Annotated in this window: 20 protein-coding genes; 10 read left to right on the top strand and 10 right to left on the bottom strand. The window is 53.3% G+C overall.

The window, feature by feature from the left end; all coding sequences use genetic code 11:
• Positions 1-41: 41 nt before the first annotated feature.
• From FHS30_RS13835 to FHS30_RS16985, 3 genes are read right to left on the bottom strand one after another with little or no spacing between them, the layout of a single operon-like run.
• Positions 42-482, bottom strand: coding sequence for a response regulator (locus FHS30_RS13835; RefSeq protein WP_183911105.1), 441 nt, complete (start codon positions 480-482; stop codon positions 42-44).
• A gap of 33 nt (positions 483-515) precedes the next feature.
• Complete coding sequence (locus FHS30_RS13830; RefSeq protein ID WP_183911104.1) at positions 516-2,207, bottom strand: ATP-binding response regulator; 1,692 nt, start codon at positions 2,205-2,207, stop codon at positions 516-518.
• Positions 2,204-4,570 carry a PAS domain-containing protein gene (locus FHS30_RS16985; RefSeq protein ID WP_221197315.1) on the bottom strand — a complete coding sequence of 789 codons (2,367 nt, stop codon included), beginning with the start codon at positions 4,568-4,570 and terminating at the stop codon, positions 2,204-2,206. Before FHS30_RS16985 ends, FHS30_RS13830 begins: the two co-directional genes overlap by 4 nt.
• A 970-nt stretch (positions 4,571-5,540) precedes the next feature.
• Between FHS30_RS16985 and FHS30_RS13815 the strand changes: the two genes are divergently transcribed.
• The 4 genes from FHS30_RS13815 to FHS30_RS13800 all read left to right on the top strand — a co-directional run bounded on the left by FHS30_RS13815 (position 5,541) and on the right by FHS30_RS13800 (position 7,751).
• Positions 5,541-5,750 (top strand): cold-shock protein, encoded by a 210-nt coding sequence (locus FHS30_RS13815; protein ID WP_183911103.1) that lies wholly within the window; start codon positions 5,541-5,543, stop codon positions 5,748-5,750.
• Positions 5,751-5,933: 183 nt separating this feature from the next.
• Complete coding sequence (locus FHS30_RS13810) at positions 5,934-6,674, top strand: spermidine synthase (RefSeq protein ID WP_183911102.1); 741 nt, start codon at positions 5,934-5,936, stop codon at positions 6,672-6,674.
• A gap of 26 nt (positions 6,675-6,700) precedes the next feature.
• Positions 6,701-7,222 (top strand): cytochrome c, encoded by a 522-nt coding sequence (locus tag FHS30_RS13805; protein WP_183911101.1) that lies wholly within the window; start codon positions 6,701-6,703, stop codon positions 7,220-7,222.
• Positions 7,223-7,286: 64 nt separating this feature from the next.
• Positions 7,287-7,751, top strand: a complete 465-nt coding sequence (locus FHS30_RS13800) for a DUF3592 domain-containing protein (RefSeq protein WP_183911100.1) — start codon at positions 7,287-7,289, stop codon at positions 7,749-7,751.
• On the opposite strand, the gene FHS30_RS13795 is transcribed toward FHS30_RS13800, so the two are convergent.
• The 5 genes from FHS30_RS13795 to FHS30_RS13775 are packed head-to-tail and all read right to left on the bottom strand — an operon-like array spanning position 7,741 to position 12,053.
• On the bottom strand, positions 7,741-8,622 hold the full coding sequence (locus FHS30_RS13795; RefSeq protein ID WP_183911099.1) for a mechanosensitive ion channel family protein: 882 nt from the start codon (positions 8,620-8,622) through the stop codon (positions 7,741-7,743). The two genes, FHS30_RS13800 and FHS30_RS13795, sit on opposite strands and share 11 nt — an antisense overlap.
• 3 nt (positions 8,623-8,625) lie before the next feature.
• Positions 8,626-9,594: a magnesium/cobalt transporter CorA gene (corA, locus tag FHS30_RS13790; protein ID WP_183911098.1), complete on the bottom strand. Its 969-nt coding sequence runs from the start codon at positions 9,592-9,594 to the stop codon at positions 8,626-8,628.
• Entirely contained in the window at positions 9,584-10,666 is a 1,083-nt protein-coding gene (locus FHS30_RS13785; RefSeq protein ID WP_183911097.1) for a succinylglutamate desuccinylase/aspartoacylase family protein, read from the bottom strand. Before FHS30_RS13785 ends, corA begins: the two co-directional genes overlap by 11 nt.
• Before the next feature lie 4 nt (positions 10,667-10,670).
• On the bottom strand, positions 10,671-11,576 hold the full coding sequence (gene rimK, locus FHS30_RS13780; protein ID WP_183911096.1) for a 30S ribosomal protein S6--L-glutamate ligase: 906 nt from the start codon (positions 11,574-11,576) through the stop codon (positions 10,671-10,673).
• Between the two features lie 9 nt (positions 11,577-11,585).
• Positions 11,586-12,053 carry an ATP-dependent zinc protease family protein gene (locus FHS30_RS13775; RefSeq protein WP_183911095.1) on the bottom strand — a complete coding sequence of 156 codons (468 nt, stop codon included), beginning with the start codon at positions 12,051-12,053 and terminating at the stop codon, positions 11,586-11,588.
• A 581-nt stretch (positions 12,054-12,634) separates the two neighbouring features.
• Between FHS30_RS13775 and cobT the strand changes: the two genes are divergently transcribed.
• The 3 genes from cobT to FHS30_RS13760 all read left to right on the top strand — a co-directional run bounded on the left by cobT (position 12,635) and on the right by FHS30_RS13760 (position 14,924).
• A complete protein-coding gene (gene cobT, locus FHS30_RS13770; protein WP_183911094.1) occupies positions 12,635-13,678 on the top strand; it encodes a nicotinate-nucleotide--dimethylbenzimidazole phosphoribosyltransferase in 1,044 nt (347 codons plus the stop codon).
• Between the two features lie 182 nt (positions 13,679-13,860).
• Positions 13,861-14,091 carry a DUF350 domain-containing protein gene (locus FHS30_RS13765; RefSeq protein WP_183911093.1) on the top strand — a complete coding sequence of 77 codons (231 nt, stop codon included), beginning with the start codon at positions 13,861-13,863 and terminating at the stop codon, positions 14,089-14,091.
• Positions 14,091-14,924: a hypothetical protein gene (locus FHS30_RS13760; protein WP_183911092.1), complete on the top strand. Its 834-nt coding sequence runs from the start codon at positions 14,091-14,093 to the stop codon at positions 14,922-14,924. Before FHS30_RS13765 ends, FHS30_RS13760 begins: the two co-directional genes overlap by 1 nt.
• Before the next feature lie 30 nt (positions 14,925-14,954).
• On the opposite strand, the gene FHS30_RS13755 is transcribed toward FHS30_RS13760, so the two are convergent.
• Positions 14,955-15,407, bottom strand: coding sequence for a winged helix-turn-helix transcriptional regulator (locus tag FHS30_RS13755; RefSeq protein ID WP_183911091.1), 453 nt, complete (start codon positions 15,405-15,407; stop codon positions 14,955-14,957).
• A 203-nt stretch (positions 15,408-15,610) separates the two neighbouring features.
• Here FHS30_RS13755 and FHS30_RS13750 point away from each other — a divergent pair, with 203 nt between their 5' ends.
• Positions 15,611-15,919 (top strand): hypothetical protein, encoded by a 309-nt coding sequence (locus FHS30_RS13750; protein ID WP_183911090.1) that lies wholly within the window; start codon positions 15,611-15,613, stop codon positions 15,917-15,919.
• 54 nt (positions 15,920-15,973) lie between these two features.
• Here FHS30_RS13750 and FHS30_RS13745 read toward each other — a convergent pair whose 3' ends face one another.
• Complete coding sequence (locus tag FHS30_RS13745; RefSeq protein ID WP_183911089.1) at positions 15,974-16,873, bottom strand: sulfite exporter TauE/SafE family protein; 900 nt, start codon at positions 16,871-16,873, stop codon at positions 15,974-15,976.
• Between the two features lie 128 nt (positions 16,874-17,001).
• On the opposite strand from FHS30_RS13745, the gene FHS30_RS13740 reads away from it, so the two are divergent.
• A complete protein-coding gene (locus tag FHS30_RS13740) occupies positions 17,002-17,556 on the top strand; it encodes a sigma-70 family RNA polymerase sigma factor (RefSeq protein WP_183911088.1) in 555 nt (184 codons plus the stop codon).
• Positions 17,553-19,580: a vWA domain-containing protein gene (locus FHS30_RS13735; RefSeq protein ID WP_183911087.1), complete on the top strand. Its 2,028-nt coding sequence runs from the start codon at positions 17,553-17,555 to the stop codon at positions 19,578-19,580. Before FHS30_RS13740 ends, FHS30_RS13735 begins: the two co-directional genes overlap by 4 nt.
• Positions 19,581-19,810 lie beyond the last annotated feature (230 nt).

Below are 19,810 nucleotides of genomic sequence, written 5' to 3'. Positions count from 1 at the left end.
TACTACCCATAATGCAATCAAATCCTATCGGTTGGGATGACCTAGCGGGGGCCTTTGTCGGTAGGCAAGAATTGAGACATTGTTGCTACGAAGTCGCGCGTGTCGATGGGCTTGGTGATGTAGCCCGCACAGCCGCTTTCACGCGCGCGCTCATCGTCACCTTTCATGGCGTAGGCCGTTAGCGCGACAACCACCACATCTTTGAATCGTGGATCTTTCTTGATCTGGCGCGTGAGCGTCAAACCGTCTACACCGGGCAGTTGAATATCCATTAGAATGAGATCTGGCAGGAATGTCTCCAGCACTTCCAAGGCTTCATCCGCACCCATGGCAGTTTGAATGTTGTAGCCTTCGCCCTTAAGGAGCAGGCATACCAGCTTTAGATTCGCGAAACTATCATCGACTACTAATACGGATTTTCCTTGATGTCCAACTGCATCCAAGTCCTTGTTGCTGTCAATTAATCCATCGCTATTACTCATAGTTCGTCACTCTTAACAATTATCGTCTGCCGTTTAACTACATTTAGTTGGGTTTGGAATCGGTGCGTGTCGCCCTAGTTCTGTTAGCAGCGCTCTATGGCCATCGGATTTATTGAGGTAACTTGTGGCCGCGGCTAAATTTTTACGCTGTGATGTTGTTGATAACTCAGTTTCCGTCCAAATGATGACCGGAATATCTCGACTGTGAGAATTCAGCTTCAGTTGTTCCAGAACCTCGACCCCGCCCATGGCGGGCATCACTAAGTCGAGAATGATTATGTCCGGTTGTTCGATGACGAGCGAGGTGAGCGCCTGCTGGCCATTGTCGAAGCAGTTGCATTGATAGCCCGCGTCTAACAGATGCTGCTGTACCAGTTTAAGGTCGCTTGGGTCGTCATCGATTACCATCACCTGATTGCGCATCTTGCCGTGCTTTTCCGTTCGCTTGATGGCTGCAATGAGTGCTGCGGGTTCAGTGGGTTTGGGCAAGACTTCCTGCACCGCAATCGTTGCCAAGTGATTATTGGGCAGTGCGGTGATTACAATTATTGGGGTGGTTTCGTTGGGCGTTTCGGCACGGATTCTGGATACGACATTGATGCCATCTATATCAGACAGGCTTAAATCCACTGCGATGGCGTCCCATTGTTGCAGCCGCGCCAAGTTGAGGGCCTCTTCGCCCGTTGCCACGCCCTGGGGTTCATAGCCCTCACTGACCAACAGGTTGACGTAGTGCTCGCGTTCTATGGCATTACTTTCAACCACTAGGATTTTGGGCAGGTGCCATTGAGAGGATTCTATGGCTATTTTTGCTGGCTCTTCGTCGAGATGGTCTGGCCTGAGTGACAGGGGCAATATGGCGTAAAAATGACTGCCTACGCCAATTTTGCTGTCTACGCCTACTTTGCCGCCCTGAGCCTCGACAATGCGCTTAGTCAATGCCAGCCCTAGGCCTGTCCCTTGGTGGCGCTTGCCGATACTGGCATCTAACTGTTCAAACTCAATGAACAGGCGCGATAAATTTTCAGGTGCTATGCCGTCGCCGGTATCGCGCACGCTGATTTTAAAGTAGTCCTCGTCGACGTATTCGGCTGATACGCAAACCTGCCCGCCTTCGGGGGTAAATTTCAACGCATTGGACAGGTAGTTGTAGAGTACCTGTTTCAATCGCGCTGCATCGCCAATGACATCCTTAATGTCGTTGTCAATTTCTACATCCACTTGGATATTTCTAGCGGCAGCGATGCTGCGAAGCGTATCGCGAATGCCGTGAATGAGCTGGTGAATTTGAATGGGCTTGGCGTCAAAGTCGAGTTTGCCCGCTTCGACTTTAGCGAGATCGAGTACGTCGTTGATGAGCTGTAACAGATGCCGGGCGCTGGTGAGAATATCGCCGAGATACTCCTTGTGATTTTCGGCAATGGGTCCAACCTTGCCATCGGACATCAATTCCGAAAATCCGATGATCGAATTGAGGGGCGTGCGCAGTTCATGGGACATGTTGGCGAGAAATTCGCTTTTCATGCGGTTGGCTTCCTGCGCGCTGCGCTTTTCATCCTCCAAGTCTTCAAGAATGTTGAGTACCGCTTTTTGGGTGGTTTCTAGACGTTGCTTCTCGTCCCCAATATCCTCGAGGATGTTAACCACCGCACGCACGTAGTCGGTAGACGTGGGCGCGTCCACATAATCGTGATTGATGGAATCTTTGGCCGTTGAGCTATTCATGCGTCATGTTGCCGTTTAAGCTCTTCGATTTCTTTCTTGAGCTCGATCATTTTTAATTCGCGGCCCACCGTGACTTTTTGGAAACGTTCCAGCTCTGATAGTCGCTCCAGTTCGCGCGAGCGCTGGTCGGCAACTTCCGCCTCGGCCTTTTTCTGTGCGGTCACATCACGTGCTGCGGCAAAGGCTCCGAGCACGTTGCCTTTGGTATCTTTGTACACAGAGGCGTTGTAAACCACGTTGATGAGCTTGCCATCGCGGTGGCGAATGGTAAGCGGGTAGTCGGTTACAAAGCCCATGGAGAATACCTGCTGATATCCGTCTCGGGCTTTATCGGGCTCAGTGAAGTAGTCTGAAAAGTCGGTCCCGATGAGCCGATCTCTGTGCACCCCGGTCACTTTTATGGTGGCCTCATTTACGTCGGTAATCTTACCTTCTGAGCTAATGGTCACCAGCGGATCTAATGAGGCCTCGATCAAGCTTCGTGCGTATTCCGAAGCGGCGAGCAATTGCTCTTCTGCGCGCTGCTTTTCTGAAACGTCGCTACTCATCAACAGGTAGCCGATGGGATTTCCTGCGGCATCGTTGCGTCGGGTGACCACCACGTTGGCGGCAAATTTAGAGCCATTTTTTCGAACGCGGGTAAATTCGCCCTCGGCCAAACCTTCCCGGTAGGCCACGTCGATCATGTTTTTTACTAGGCCAGAGTCTAGATCTTCCTGCGTATGTAGAATCTCAGAGCTCTTGCCGACAATTTCCTCGGCGGTGTAGCCATAGTTTCGCCGGGCACCCTCATTCCATGTCAGAATTTTGAAGTCCAGGTCTTTACCGATGATGGAGTATTTGATGGAACTTTCGAGGATGTTATCTAACAGGTTTTGGGTTTCGGCAAATTCGCGCATAACGCGTTTCTGCTCGGTGACATCGCGAGCGGCCGCGAATACACCGAGTACATTGCCGCGGGTGTCTTTGTAGACGGACGCGTTGTACAGCACGTCGGTGAGCTTGCCATCTTTGCCGCGAATCGTCAGTGGGTAGTCGGTGACGAAGCCTTCATCAAATACGCGCTGATAGCCTTCGCGCGCTTTGTCGGGCTCAGTAAAGTACACGGAGAAATCGGTGCCCACCAGTTTTTCCCTTGGGATGCCCGTCACTTCCATGGTGGCCTGGTTGACGTCAGTAATCTTACCTTCGGGGCTGATGGTGACCAGTGGATCGAGACTGGCTTCAATCAGACTGCGCGAATATTGTGAGGCCTCTTTCTGGGCGGTCACATCGCGAGCGGCGGCGAATACACCGAGTACATTGCCGCGGGTGTCTTTGTACACTGAGGCGTTGTACAGCACGTCAGTGAGCTTGCCGTTTTTATGGCAGATGGTGAGTGGGTAATCGGTGACAAAGCCTTCATCAAAAACGCGCTGGTAGCCTTCTCGCGCCTTATCGGGCTCGGTAAAGTAAATCGAGAAATCGGTGCCGACAATTTTCTCCCGCGGTAGCCCCGTGACCTCAATGGTGGCTTCGTTAACGTCGGTGACTTTACCCTCGGGGCTGATGGTAACCAGCGGGTCGAGACTCGCCTCAATCAAGCTGCGAGAGTATTGCGATGCCTCTTTTTGAGCGGTGACGTCGCGCGCCGCCGCAAATACACCTAGTACGTTTCCGCGCGTATCTTTATATACCGATGCGTTATAAAGAACATCGGTTAATTTGCCATTTTTGTGGCGAATGGTGAGTGGGTAGTCGGTGACGAAGCCCTCTTCAAAAACCCGCTGATAGCCTTCGCGCGCTTTATCGGGCTCCGTGAAATAGATGGAGAAGTCGGTGCCAACAAGGTGGCTGCGTTGAACCCCGGTCACCATGATGGTGGCTTCGTTAACGTCGGTGATTTTACCTTCCGGGCTAATGGTCACCAGCGGGTCCAGGCTGGCCTCAATCAAACTGCGCGAATATTGTGATGCCTCTTTTTGGGCGGTTACATCGCGCGCCGCCGCAAATACACCTAATACCTTACCTTGGGCATCTTTATAGACAGAAGCGTTATATAGAACATCCGTCAGTTCGCCATCTTTGTGTCGAATGGTGAGCGGGTAGTCGGTGACGAAGCCCTCTTCAAATACCCGTTGGTAACCTTCACGGGCTTTATCGGGTTCGGTAAAGTAAATGGAAAAATCGGTGCCCACCAAATGTTCCCGCTGCACACCGGTCACCTTAATGGTGGCCTCGTTAACATCGGTGATTTTACCTTCGGGGCTAATGGTAACAAGGGGGTCAAGGCTGGCTTCAATAAGGCTACGGGCGTATTGAGACGCTTCCTGCCCTGATTGTGCGTGGCTGATTGGCGCATCTTCAGGCAGTGATTTATTCATCAAAAACTCCGTTTAAATATGTTCTTGGAATGAGAGTCGTCTTTTTCCCATTGTGTATCTGGTTGGGAAAGGGCTGCTTGAACCCACGATTTGAGAAGTTTCTGGATGTTTCGCCAATCGCCACAGCGCAGGAATAAATGGCCTGCCAGATTTGGCGCTTTCTATTCCCTATGGATGAATCGAGCTTCTCTATTAGAGGTTTAGCTCACGGGGAGATTTTTTCCATTGATGTCAACGATTTTGGATTGTTTTTTTCGCTTTCACCGCTCGGTTTATTGCACCGCGAGTCTATTGGTTATTATCGGTAGCACAGGAAGCCAATTCGCGCCATGTATCGATATTTATTGTTGCCGATAAGTAGCAGAGACTGCAGTGTGATAAGTTTTTCCCAAGGTGATTTTGGCGGGGCATGGGAAGCGCTGGCGACGATCGCGTTATTGGCGTGGCCATAAAAGTGCCATGTGCGTCCGTGAGTGTAAGGGTTTTCCTGACGCAAAGCCGTGCCGCCATTTGTTTGAAATTGCATGGATGTCTAATTGCAATCGGCGCGCATCGTGGTCGAGGCTTTTTGTGTCGTTCTGCTATGGCCAGCAAAGTTAAAATCGTTGTTTAGCAGTGTTGTGCGGTGCGTTAAAGGCAAGCAACTAAAATCAGATAGAAGTCAGATAAAGCTAGTTAAAGATCAGGTAAAAATCAGAAAATAGATTTTTCCATTTATTGATTTAATTCGCTATGTGCGTGCAGATAAAAACGACAAAGTAGCAGATCAATAATAAGTTGAGATAAAGCTCGCTATCTGAGGCTTATGTCTATACTATCCTTCGCAGCTAGAAAGAAGTCTCTAATTTAAAATCTGCATTGCGCTGTCTTATTCGTAATTCCTCGTCCTGAAGTTTCTAAGTTCCAGTCTATTTTTTTGCAATTCAAGCCTCTTGAAGGCACACATTTAGTTAAAATTCAGGTAAGCATTATGTCTACTACCGTTCAGGGCACTGTTAAGTGGTTCAACGAAGCAAAAGGTTTTGGTTTTATCGAGCAGGCGTCAGGCCCCGATGTGTTCGCGCACTTCAGCTCCATTGCCAGCGCCGGTTTTAAAACCCTCGCTGAGGGTCAGCACGTTGAATTCAGCGTGACCGCCGGCCAAAAAGGCCCGCAGGCAGAAAATATCGTCGCTATTTAAACCCTAGCCGCGCACTAAAAAAGGGTAGCCCTACAGGGGCTGCCCTTTTTTAATGGCTGAAATATTACTAAGCACATGGCTTTGGATTGTGTGCTGCGCGCCCGCTTTGGGCGAAACGAATATTGCTGCGCAATATGTTACCCTCCCTTTTCGTTCTTAAACACGCTAGGGAAGCCCCCATTTATGCCTCCGCTATTTGAAGAAATTGACAGCCAACCCTCAGCCCTTGGGGAAATTTCCCTGCGTAAACGGGTCATTCCCGCGCTGGGTACCGAGCCCATTTACGAAGTGAAATTGGGTGAGGAGTACTTAATGTCGAGCATGTTTGTGGAGGCGGAAGAGCAGCTGTCTCATCTGGGCTTGGCGGCCGTGGCGGGTGAGCAGTTGAGCGTGGTCGTGGGCGGCCTGGGGTTGGGTTATACCGCAGTGGCGGCGCTCGAAGACAGTCGTGTGACAGAATTGTTGGTGGTCGATGCACTTGAGACGGTAATTGATTGGCACCGCCAGGAATTGGTGCCGCTGGGTAGGGTGTTAAATGCCGATGGCCGTTGCCGCTATGTGCTGGGTAGTTTTTTCGACTTGGCGGTGGGCGCACAGGGTGGATTTGACACCGCGCAACCGGGGCGCCAGTTCGACGCTATCCTATTGGATATAGATCACTCGCCCAGTGAGTTTTTAAACGCGGGCAATGCACAGTTTTACACTGGCGAAAAACTGCAGGCCATGGCCGCCCAGCTGAAGCAGGGCGGGGTATTTGCGATGTGGTCGCAGAACAGTCCCGATCAAGGCTTTATGGCGCTGTTGGGTGAAGTGTTTGCTGACGTCAGTTCGCACATCGTGTCTTTCTACAATCCGTTCCAGCAGGTCAATGCCACGAATACGGTGTACGTGTGTAAAATGCCCTCCGGTATTGAAGACGTTTAGTTGGGTGTTAATAGAGGACAAGGAAGATGAAGTTGACCCAAACGTTGTTCCCCTTTTTACGCACACTGAGTGCAATTGGTCTGGCCAGTTTCATGGCCGTGGATGCCCGTGCGGGCTCAGCCGTCGAACAATTGAACCCGGCAACGAGGGCTTTGCTCGGCCAGGAAATGCGTGCGCTAGAGCAGGGTATGCACCAGCTGGTATCTGCATACGTTGCCGGTGATATGGTGCGCGTGGCACAGACAGCCGGACAAATGAAAGATGGATATATCATGCGCCAGCAACTGACGGCGGCACAACGCCAAGAGTTGACGACAAGCTTGCCCGATGAATTCAAGCTGCGCGATCAGGATTTTCACCGCTATGCCGCCATGCTTCAGCACGTTGCCGAAGAAAAGCACACTGATCTGGTGAGTTACTACTACCTGAAAATGATGGATGCCTGTATTGGCTGCCACGATCGCTACGCGCGCTCTCGTTTTCCGGCGCTCATTGAAGATGGCCACAAAGATTCGCAGCACCAGCGCTCAGAGGGGCATCACCATTGAGGCGTCGGCGGCGTTTTCTTTCTGGGGCGAGCGCGGCTGTGTTGCGTGTCGCTAAGCCAGTGCAATGACTACAGGCGAGGTAATGAATTTGGCGCTGGCCATCTTGGCGCTATTGATCATCTTTGAAGGTGTGATCAATTTGTACCGCGTGTTAATTCGGCGGCACTGGCCCAGCACAGTGGCTGTCATAGCGCGCGCCATACCGACCGAACTGGCTACATTTAGCGATTGGTTTGATCAAGCAGTGCTGGGCCGCTCCCGCTCCGATGAATCCCATGCGCGTGCGCAGGTGCTGTGTTATGTCTACGCGCTCGAAGGCTTCAAGTATGTGGGTACACGGCTGCATGCGGCACCCACTTGGCCGTTAGCGCGCAATCGTATTTCGGGGCTTGATGAGGGTGAAAAGGTTCGGGTGTTCCATCACCCTAAATATCCGCACATCGCCTTTTTAGCGCAGTCCTATGCCTGGCCGGCACTGTTGCGATTGGCCGTGGGTGCGGCCCTGTTTTTGCTGGTATTTATGCGCTAGTCGTTTGGTTGTCGTCTTTGTGAGCGCGGAAATCAGATCGCACATGCAGGTCCCGTTGTGGGAATGGAATTTCAAAACCGTTGCGTTTTAGGGCGCTCTCTAAGGTCCACAGGTATTCTGATTTGGTGGTTGTCGGTCGCTTAGCGGCTTCATCAGATACCCAAACCGCAAGTACAAAGTCGAGGCTCGAATCGCCAAAGCCGGTCATAAATACCCGTGTCCCGTGATCGGGCTCATCGTTGACGGTTATCGAGAGCGCATTGGCAGCCTGAATGATAACCTCCCGCATTTTGTCCTTATCTGTGCCGTAGGCTACGCCAAAGGGAATGCGAAAGCGCACCAAGCCTTCGCGCAGTGTCCAATTCGTTACTTGGCCAGAAAGAAACTCTGAATTGGGAATTAACACATCCATATTGTCAGGGGTATTGATCAGCGTAGAGCGCACATTAATTTCTTTAATGGTGCCAAAAATACCCGACTGTAGTTCAACTACGTCGCCCACATTGATGTTGCGTTCGAACAACATGATGATGCCCGAAATAAAATTGTTGGCGATGCCTTGTAAACCGAAGCCAATGCCAACGGACAGGGCGCCCGCAATAATGGCCAGCTTGGTGAAATCAAAACCCGCCACCGATAGCGAAAGAATTATCGCCAGCGTCATGATGCCGTAGTGCAGTATGCGCCCAAATGAATAGGCGGCGCGCGCATCGAATGTGCGCTTTAAGTGCGCAATGCGCATGATGGACCGCTGAACAAGATTCGAGATGATTACGCCAGCGATGAGGACCGCGAGCATCTTGGTAAGGCCAAAAACCGTTAACCGGTAACCTTCATAATCGATCAGCGCAAAACTAAGAATATCTTGCATGGGTTATAGCCACCGTTTTTTTCGAACAAATGTCACACCGAAGACCACAAAGGCCACCATAAAGCCGAGCACAAAAAAGTAGCTATACTGCCAGCTAAGTTCGGGCATGTTCTGAAAATTCATGCCGTAGATACCGGCTACCAGTGTCAGGGGTAGGAAAATGGCGGTGACGATGGTGAGCAACTTCATTATGTTATTGGCGCGGTGTGCACTAATGGAGATAAATCCGTTGATCAAGTCTGTGGTTAATTCTTGATACAAATTAGACAAGCTAGCCAGCCGCTCAAAGTGTTCAAATAGGTCTATTAATTCGTGTTCGTCAAAGGCCAAAAGGTGCGGCCGTTGATCGTTTATGATTTCATCGATAAGGTCTTTCTGATACAAAAAAGATCGGCGTGCTTTCTTCAGTTGGGAGCCGTAATTCAAAAGTTCACCGAGTAAGTCGTCAGTGTTAGTTTCAAATATTTCATCTTCGATCTTGCTGAGACGTAGTTCAATCTCAAACATAATGGGAAGAAAGCGATCTACAATTCCGCGCAAGATGCTATAACACAGTTGGCCCATGCCGCCGACGGGCAATTTTTTGTCGTCGGTGACTTGCGCCCATTGCTTATCCACAGAATGCGATGGGTGGCTATGGCGCGTAATGATGTGAGAGTTGTCTACAAATAGCGCCAATTGCAAGCGGGTCATGTTTTCGTAGTTGCCGTCTTGCTTGAGCTCGTGCATCAGCAAAAATATATGGTCATCAAACGCTTCGTATTTTGGTGGGTGCCGGTGCCGTTGTGCATCACGGTGAGCCAGTGGGTTGATGTCAAAGTCTTCCAGTGCGCGCGCCTCTGATTCGCTGTCGGCACCGCATATATCCAACCACAGAAAATAATCACTGTTGTGATACATCGGCAGTAACTCTACGCCGCCTTGCTGCTCAAGCTCGCCTTTGGCATTAAACAGCAATGCCCTAATTGTCATACCGCTCTCCCCATGGGTCTATGTGGCGCAATTCTGGGTCGTTGAGGTCTTCCATTTGCTCGTGAAATTTTTCGACGGTTTTGACTGCGTCTTTCACGGTTTCAAACTTGGCCACGTGAAACAGGGCCTCGCCTTCGTTCACTACGGGAATATTGTTGCGTCCGATCACTATGCCGTTCACCGGCGAGCGCACTTCCAGCTCCAAGGTGCCGTAGGGGTCTACGATTAGCGCCAGTACATCATCTTTTTTGACGCGCGCGCCCAGTTCGGCATTCGCCACCATCATGCCATCGTGGCCGGCGCGCACCCACTGGCTAGAGGTGGCGAGTATGGGTTCGATATTTTTCTTAGTGCGTTTGCGCGATTTAAACATGCCGAGATGGCTCATAACCCCAAGCACGCCTTTGACGCCGCCGTTGATGGAGGGCTCGTCAAAGCGCAAGGCTTGACCGGCTTCGTACAAAATAAACGGTTTGCCGAGTTTGTCTGCGGCATCTCTAAATGAACCGTCCAATACACTGGAGTGCATCACCACGGGAGCGCCAAATGCCTGTGCCATTTCTACGTTGGCCTCGCTTTCCAAATTGGCGCGGATTTGCGGCAAATTTGAACGGTGTATGGCGCCGGTGTGCAGATCCACCACGTGGGTGCACTGCTCGAGCAATTGGGTGCGAATGAGATAGGCAATGCGCGAACCGAGCGAGCCTTTTTCGCTACCCGGAAAGCACCGGTTTAAATCGCGCCGGTCCGGTAGGTAGCGAATTTGTTGTATAAAGCCAAAGGCGTTGACGACGGGCACCAAAATTAAGGTGCCGTGGAGTCGGTTTAATGCCGGCAACTTTGCCAGTCGGCGGCACACCTCTATGCCATTTAATTCGTCGCCGTGGATGGCGGCGGTGACCAGCAGCACAGGCCCTTCGTATTTGCCGTGAATCACTTCCACACCGATTGACAACGGTGTGTTGGTGTACAGCTTGCCTATATCCATCTGCAGCATGGCGCGCGTACCGGGCGCGACAGTTGCATCTAGAATTTCAAACGGTAAGCGTTTCGCTTTGCCGGTGTTGGGCATGCTGTTAACCCTTACCTTTGGTCTTGGAGGTGTGGGCCTTGGCGTTCTTTTCCATCCATTCAATGATGGCGCCAGCGATATCTTTACCCGTTGCTGCTTCAACCCCCTCTAATCCGGGCGAGGAGTTAACCTCCATGACAACTGGGCCCGCCGATGAGCGCAATAAATCGACACCCGCCACGTTCAAGCCCATGGTGCGCGCAGCGCGTACCGCGGTTTCCCGTTCCTGGGGCGAAATTTTGGCGAGCGAGGCGGAGCCGCCGCGGTGCAGGTTCGAGCGGAACTCACCCTCTTTGCCCTGGCGCTTCATGGCACCCACCACTTTGTCGCCCACAACGAAGCAGCGAATGTCCGCACCGCCGGCTTCTTTCACAAATTTCTGCACCATGATGTTGGCACCCAGGCCCATGAAGGCCTCCAAAATACTTTCGGCAGCCTTGCGATTTTCAGCCAGCACCACGCCAATTCCCTGTGTGCCCTCCAGTAATTTAATCACCAGGGGGGCGCCGCCCACCATGTCGATGAGGTCGGGAATATAGCGGGTTTGGTTGGCAAAGCCGGTGGTGGGCAGGCCGATGTTTTTGCGCGCCAACAACTGCATAGAGCGCAACTTGTCGCGCGAGCGAGAAATGGCAACCGACTCGTTCAGCGGGTAGACGCCCATCATTTCAAATTGGCGCAACACGGCGGTGCCGTAAAAGGTCACGGATGCGCCAATGCGGGGAATGACGGCATCAAAACCAAGCAACTCTTTGCCCTTGTAGTGCATGTCGAGGTCTGAGGGGTTGATCGCCATGTAGCAACGCAGCGCGTCGATGACCTCCACTTGGTGGCCGCGGGCTTCGGCTGCTTCTTGCAGGCGTCGCGTTGAATACAAGTTTGCATTGCGCGATAGGATTGCGATTTTCATGGTGACACCTCACTGTGCGTCGGCGCTAGGCCGAACGGATTGCATATAGGAACCCTGGGAATCCACCAAAAATCGGTTTTCTAGGGCTTTGCGGCCGAGCAACATCCGAAATTTCATATTGTCGCGGCTGGTCAGGGTTAATTCTGCGCGAAACTGGTAATCGCCCAAGCACACTTGGGTTTCTATGACTGGGCGCAGTTCTTCGTGGCCACCTGAGTCGCGTACCACGCGCTTGTCGATCACGCGCGCCTCGGTAAACCACTCGCGATCGCTCTTTTGAATGGGGTGCACGCCGATGCGCACCCACTCTTCCCCATCGCGCTCAAAAAACTCCATGGCAAAGGTGTGTAGCGCTGACGTACGGGCGCCGGTATCCACTTTTACCTTGATGTTTTTGATGCCCAATTCAGGCAGGGCAACCCATTCGCGCCAGCCAACACAGGGCAGGGGTTCGACGGGTGAGTTCACATCGGTCATAACAGTCCTTAGTACACATTCTTATTATGCGGGTAGGTCGCAAGTGTCTGGCCGAAGACAGCCGGCCGGGCAGGGGGGTTAATCATTGCGCTAACCACGCTGTAAGTCTAGCAGTCTATAGGCATTGGTTGGTTTTCCCGTTTGATAGCACGGCGGTCATTAAGTGAATGCGCAATGGCTGTGGTCGGTAGGGAGGTTTCTAGCCTGCGCCGCTCAAAAGCCCGCGCCGTTTAAATTTTAAGTGAATTGTGACCGAAAGGGTGTGGGCCTATGGCATCTGTTGCATACATTAACCCTGTAAACTGTAGGGGATTCAAATGCCTGCAGAGTTTTGATAGATTCTCTCTAGCTCTCAATGAGCTGAGGCTGCCCCTTGTCGCGACTGAAATAGCGGGTTTGGGGTACTGCCGATAATAAAATACACGCCGTTGAAACGGCGGATTTGAACATCAATTTAAGGGTGGTGAGCTGTGACCGAGTAGCAATTGCGCTACTGGCCTGCCAACAGTTAGGAACGATGCCAAGGTTAATAGCGGCGTCGCAGTATTCATTAATTGGAATCGAGTTCGAAGGTTACCCACATGCAAGAGTGGTTTTTGCGCCCCGGTCAGGCGCCCAGTGAAAAACATCGCGCCAAGGCACAGGCTTGGCAGCGGCAACTGACAAAACCCGACGGTTCCCTAGGGCGACTTGAGTCGCTCGCCGTCGAGCTGGCTGCGCTACAACAGCGAAAACACCCGGAGCTAAAAAAGGTCAATATTTGCGTTTTTGCGTCGGATCACGGCGTATGCGCAGAATTGGTATCGGCCTTTCCGCAGGTGGTCACTGCGCAAATGGTCAACAACTTTATCAATGGCGGCGCCGCCATCTCGGTATTGGCCAAGGCGCTCAAGGCAGAGTTTGAAGTGGTGAGCTTAGGCACGGTGGCACCTGTGCACGAAATGAGCGCGGTGCGCGATGAAACCATTGCCCGGCAGTCTGGTAATATCACCTGCGCAGACGCCATGACCGACGGTGAATTGGCGCAAGCCATGGACATTGGACGCGAGGCGGTGGCCCGGGCTGTGGAGACTGGCTGCGAGCTATTTGTGGCCGGTGAAATGGGCATCGGCAACTCCACGGTGGCAACTGCCATGTTGGCGCGCTTGCTCGATCAGCCCGCTGCCTCATTGGCGGGACCCGGCACGGGGTTGCCGCTCAACCGCATGGCCCACAAAATTGCCGTTATTGAGCGCGCCCTTGCACATCACCGGCACGTAAAGGCGCCGCTTGATGTATTGCGCTGCTTGGGTGGGTTTGATATCGCCGCTCTCGTCGCCAGTTACATTGCCTGCGCCCAAGCCAAATTGCCGGTGCTGGTGGATGGTTACATCTGCGGTGTGGCAGCGTTGACGGCTGTCTGCATCAATCCCAGTGTGCGCCCTTGGCTATTGGCATCACACCGCTCCACCGAGCCCGGGCATGGCGCAGTTTTGCAGGCCTTGAAGGCCGAGCCCCTGTTGGATTTAGGTATGCGACTCGGCGAGGGCAGCGGGGCGGCGCTTGCGGTGCCACTGTTGCGGATGGCCTGTGACCTGCACAACAATATGGCGACGTTTAACGAGGCGGGCGTCAGCGAGCATTAAACTCCCTCCAGTGCGCGTCGGTAAGGCGACGCGCAGCTCCTCTAATTCAACCAAGAATACAGCGCTGCTTATTTATTGCTTCGCTAAGTGGGTTGCGCTATGCAAAGATTGCGTGGCGGCGGGCAGTAATGCGGCCATGTCGCGGCCCTGAATTTATAAAACCGTTTAAAAAGGATGTAACAATGCAGTGGGATTTTTTGTTGGCAACACTGATGAATTTAAGTGTGAATTTGTTGTACACACTGGTGGCCTTGTTTGTTGGTGTTAAAGCCTTGCTCATGATTGACGACCGGCTTTTGAAAAACGTGAGCTTTGAAGAAGAGCTGAAAAACGGCAACGTGGCCGTAGCCATTTTCGCGTCATCTATTTTGATTTTTGTGGCGTTGATCGTCACTTTTGGATTTAAGGGTTGATGCGTAGTTTGCTGGCGTGGGTGGTGGTGTTCGTTGTTGCCGTCCAGTTTTTTGCCAATTTGAAACACCAACGACTCGAAGAGGCTAAGGCCGCCGCGCAGCGCGAGATCCGCTTGCAGGAAGATCGCGCCTATCAACAGAGTGTTGCGGCGTTGAAAGCAGCCGACACACAATCGGGCCCGCGCGCTGGCGCAATTAGATTGTTGCTGAACGACGTGATTTTTAACGAGTCACAGTTGCACACCCTGCTAGGTGCAGACAATCAGCGCTCGGCATTTTTCGCCTACAAGTTACACGGCGTTGAACATGCAACCGCCTCGGCTATGGGCTTGGATCAGCGGCATCATTTCGTCAATGCCTACCTAGAGGGTTACAGCCCCTTTGCTACCGACAACGTATTCATTCCCCTGTCGGTGTTGGCGCGCCGAAAAACCTACATGTTGGACGAGCTCAACCACGGTGGTGAGGAGGTGTGGCAAACCAGCCGGCAGGCGTATTTGTACACCCGCGGCGACTGTGAAGATCACGCCATTGCATTGGCCGATTGGTTGATCGATATGGGTGAAGATGCACGGGTGGCGCTGGGTAAATACGATGGGGGTGGTCACGCGTGGGTGGTGCTAATTAAAGACGGGCAAGAATTTATTTTGGAGGCCACCCAAAAAAATGGGCTAGGGGGATTGCGCCGCTACCCACTGGCCAGCACCCTGCCAAAATACGAACCGCAGTTTCAATTTAACCGCACGTCATTTTGGGCAAATGTGGGCAGTACCTTTACGACCAGCTACCGGTCGAGCGTGTGGATAGAAAAAAGTCGCTACGGGGCTATGTAATTGCACGCGGGGTGGTGCGCCGCGCTGGCGCTATTGATCGTCGGAGACGGGCAAAATATCCGCCGGGCCCAACGGTCGACCATCGTGCGACAGCACCCGCAGCGGTTGTATGGGCTGATTGTCGCGCCGGTCTAGAAAGGTCAGTGGCGAGCGCTCTGGATCGGGGCGCCAGCGATCAAACCACTGCGCAAAGCCAATCATGATGGGCATTAATTCCCACCCTTTAGCCGTCAGTTTGTACTCCATTCGCCGGCCACCCTCTTGCACGGGCTGCTTAGACACAATCTCTTCTGTCTCAAGGCGCTTTAAGCGCTCGGTCAAAATATTCCGAGAAATGCCCAGCTCCTCCACCATCTGATCAAAGCGCCCGGTGCCGCCCGCCAACATCAAGTTGCGCAGCACCAGCATCGACCAAGCTTCACCCACCACATCCATAGAGCGGGCCACGGGGCAACACAGGTGTGAAAAGTTATTTTTGACCATGGAGTTCTGCCTTTGAATTGACTGCAATATTAGTTGCAAAAAACAACTAAAGCAATTATCTTAAGTTTCGTTATGCAACCGTTGTGTTTCGAAACTAAACCCTGCGGTTGGCTGTTGTCGCACGGCAAGCTGCGCAGAGATCTAGCTGCGTAGCAATGCCTTTATAGAAACACCACCCTAGTGATACCCCAAGGAGAATCCCCATGGCCACCCGTATGTTATTTGCTGCACTGGCGCTCGTCGCCGCCCCCACGTTTGCCAGCGGCCTAAGTCAGTCTGAAGCCCGAGCGCTGTGCGATACCCAGGTATCGGAACGTCAAGCCGATCAGTCGGACTTTAAATTTCGACGCAATTCCATGAGCGACTACCGTCGTGGGGTCTACACCTTTATGTACAACTATCGCGCCCAATCCGCTGGCGACACGGTATCGCGCAAAGTGAAATGCGTTATCGAAAAAGACGGCGGTGCCATTCAGACCTTGGAGGTTGAAGCGGGCCGCTGGAATTTCTAAAGGCCGTTGCACTGCCCGCGCGCAGCCTCCCCCGGGGCGCAGCGTGTGGGCAGTTTAGTGGGCCGCCAGAAGATACACACTCGAGCCCACAATCCAGAGTCCGGCCAGAATTTTGAGTCGGTGTGGGCCCAAGAAATATGCAAAGCCGCGGGCAATGTAGCCACCAATTACTGCCCCGGGAATGGCAAAGGCCGCCAGCTGCCACGGAATGTCGGTGTGCAGTAAGTGATACACCAAGCCCGTGAGCACGGTAATGGCAGTAATGATGACCGCAGTGGCCGCGCAGGTGACCAGTGGGTAGTTGCGAATAAACAGATACAGCGCGACCAATTCCCCCACACCGACGGAAAACAGCGCGGTGGCAAAGCCCCCAATGACACCAAGGGCCGCCAATACCAAGAGATCGATTTGTGCGAGTGAATAGCGCGGGCGTTTGTTGGGGTTATCTCGCCACACGCTCATCAACAGAGCGCAGCCAAGACAGATAGACAAGCTTTTAAACCAGAACAACACATCCGCTGGCGTAAAGGCGAAGATATATTGCGTCGCTAGCAGAGCGGGTAGGCAACCGGCGACCACCCAACAAATGATCTGCCAAAAGTCTCGGGTGGCAATGCCGGTGGCGGGTTGGGGGCCCTGATGACGCATTTTATTGAGCCAGGTGAGGGAGCCCGTGGTCATACCGAAGCACTGAATGAGAAAGCTGGTGGCGACAATTTGCGTGGCAGTGACAGGCACAATGCCGGCGCTGTTAAAGTAATCAAAGACCGGCACAAATACCACGCCGCCGCCCACGCCACTGGCATTGGCGATGGTGGCACCGCCAATGCCCACAAACAGCACGGGGAAGAACTGCACTGCGCGCGCCCAAGTGAGGTCGGCCTGCCACCAAATGGCTAACAGTGCAGTACCCAGTAAAGTTGCCACAATGAGTGTGAGCAAGCGCAACGGCATAGCAGCTCCGAGTGTAGAGACGGCAAAAAGGTGGCATTCTACGCAGCCAGAGACCGCTTGAGTAGCGCCGGCGCGCCAAGGAAATGCCGATGCTGGCCGTCTAACCCGTAAAGCACAGGAAAGAGCGCGTGACCGCACCCAGCCGCGAATTGATCGAAAGCGCCCAAGCCGGCGACCGGCAGGCCTTCGCGCGGCTGGTGGATGAGCAGTATGCGGTGGTGTTTCGCTTCGCTCTCACCTGGTGTGGCGTGCGCGAAGATGCAGAGGATGTCGCCCAGCAAGCGTGCATTAAACTGGCGCAAAATTTGGGGCAGTTCCGTTTTGAGTCGGCGTTTCATACTTGGCTCTATCGCTTGGTGATCAATTGCGCGAAAGATTGGCAGCAGGCGCAGGGGCGCCACCAGCGTGAGCGCTTGCACGGCGAAAGTGCCGAACAGGCGCTGGCGCAGCAGACCGCTCAGGGGTCGGTGGAAACCCTCATGTTTTTACAGTCGGTCTTGGCCTGGATTGCGCAGCTGGGTGAAGGCTTTAAAGAGGCGGTGTTGTTGGTGTTGGGCCAGGGGCTCAGCCACAAAGAGGCCGCCGACATTTTGAATGTAAAAGAAAGCACAGTGTCCTGGCGCATTCACGAGGTGCGTAAACGCATTGCACAGTGGCAACAGGATTCGGGGAGTGGCCCATGACCGATAAGCAGAACGCAGCCGACGCAGCGCTCACGCGCGCGCTCGCCGATGCCCAAGACACGCCCGTGGATGCGGGCGCCAAGGCCCGCGCCATCGACGCCGCGCTCATGGAGTTTGACCGAGTTCAGAAAAAAAATACCGAATCGCACCAAGGATTTTGGCAGCGCTGGCGTCCAACGGGGACATTAACAACCCTAGGACACAGCATTATGGAACTCTTTCAGCGCAAGTGGTTATACAGTGGTATCGCGGCGGCCAGCGTGGCGGTATTGACCGTCATGGTGGCCCAGCAGATGCAACACACTGTGGTGGCACCGGAGCTAGATGGCGCGCAAGTACCGCAATTGAACGGCGAGCGCAGGCTCGCAAAAAAAGAAGCGTTAGAGCTGGCGGAATCTGAAGCAGATTACACACCGACCGAGGAGGTGATCGTCACCGGCGCGCGGCTTGCTCTAGCTAAAGAGAAAGGGAAAGGGAAAGAGAAACCGGCATCGCCGGTGGCGCAGCAGCTGCCGGCGGCCAGTGTGGTTGCCAGTGATAGCTTCATCGAGATTCCCAGTCAGCCGCAGGGGCGCGATGATTTTGAGCACGTAGATGAAAACCCGGTAAAGCGGGTTGTTGACAGCCCGGTATCCACCTTTTCAATTGACGTTGATACCGCGTCCTATAGTTTTGTGCGCCGACAACTCAATCAAGGCGTGCTGCCGCAAAAGGATGCCGTGCGGGTAGAGGAGTTGGTGAATTATTTCGATTACGACTACCCGTTACCCAGCACCAAAGACACACCGTTCAGCACCAATGTCATCGTGAGTGATTCACCTTGGACGGCGGGCAATAAGTTGATGCACATCGGCATTAAAGGTTATCAGCTGAGTGCGGCCCAGAAGCCAAAAACTAATTTAGTGTTTTTGCTGGATGTGTCTGGCTCGATGAACGCGCCTGACAAATTGCCCTTGGTGAAGCAGTCTATGGAATTGCTGTTGTCGCAGTTGCAGCCAGATGACACGGTGGCCATCGCCGTGTATGCCGGTGCCGCTGGCACAGTTTTGGAACCCACTGCCGCCAAAGACAAACAGAAAATTCTAACCGCGTTGAATCAATTGAGCGCGGGTGGCTCAACTGCCGGCGCCCAGGGCATCAAGTTGGCATACCAGTTGGCGGCGGCAAACTTTGAGCAGGGCGCGGTAAATCGCGTGATACTCGCTACCGACGGCGATTTTAATGTGGGCATTACCAACCGCGAAGAGCTGAAGGGCTTTGTGGAGCGCGAACGGAACAAGGGCATCTACCTGTCGGTACTGGGCTTTGGTCAGGGCAACTACCACGACCACCTCATGCAGACCTTGGCGCAAAATGGCAATGGCGTAGCCGCCTATATCGACACCTTGAGTGAGGCGCAAAAAGTATTGGTGACAGAGGCCACGCGCAATCTGTTTCCGATTGCGCAAGATGTAAAAATTCAGGTGGAGTTTAACCCCAACACGGTGCAGGAATACCGACTGATTGGCTATGAAACCCGCGCACTCGCGCGCGAAGATTTCAACAATGACAAAGTGGACGCGGGTGACATTGGTGCGGGCCACTCGGTCACGGCCATCTACGAATTCACGCCGCTTGGGGGCAAGGCATTGATTGATTCGCCGCGCTACACCCCAAAAAATGCGGTGACTGAAGTCGAAGCGGGTCCCGACCAAGGAAACTTGCTCAATAGTGAATATGCCTTTGTTAAACTGCGTTACAAGTTGCCTGGCGCCGCTGAGTCGCGCCTGTTAGAGCAACCAGTGCCCCCGGTAAACACAATCAATGCGCGCACGCGGGTGGCGGCGTGGGTTCAGCGAGAAACCGATTTTGCCACTGCGGTGGCGGGTTTCGCGCAACTGTTGAAGGGTGGCAAATACACCGGTGATTGGAGTTACGACGATGCGCTGGCGCTGGCGCAGGCCAGCAAGGGCGCGGACCCCTATGGCTACCGCACAGAGTTTGTGCAGCTGGTGCGCAAGGCTAAAATGGCACAGGGGCTCTAGCGAGTTGAGCGCCGTTCTATTCTTTTGCTCGGGGCCTCGGCCCCGATTTTCGGTTGCGTCTGGTGCGCAATCGGGCGGCGGTGAACAGCCAGCACACCAGCCACACGGTTGCCGCGCGGCGGGTTCGTTGCGGCAGAAAAGTGTATGATGCCGATCGATATGTTGATGTAAGCATGGCGCGATACCCGCGGGCGGCGGTCACAAAACATTGCGCCATCATTGAGTTTTTT

The sequence above is a fragment of the Simiduia aestuariiviva genome, from assembly GCF_014192475.1.
Lineage (GTDB): Bacteria > Pseudomonadota > Gammaproteobacteria > Pseudomonadales > Cellvibrionaceae > Simiduia > Simiduia aestuariiviva.
Note: the sequence above shows the minus strand (reverse complement) of the source record. Positions and strands in the feature narration are given on the sequence as shown.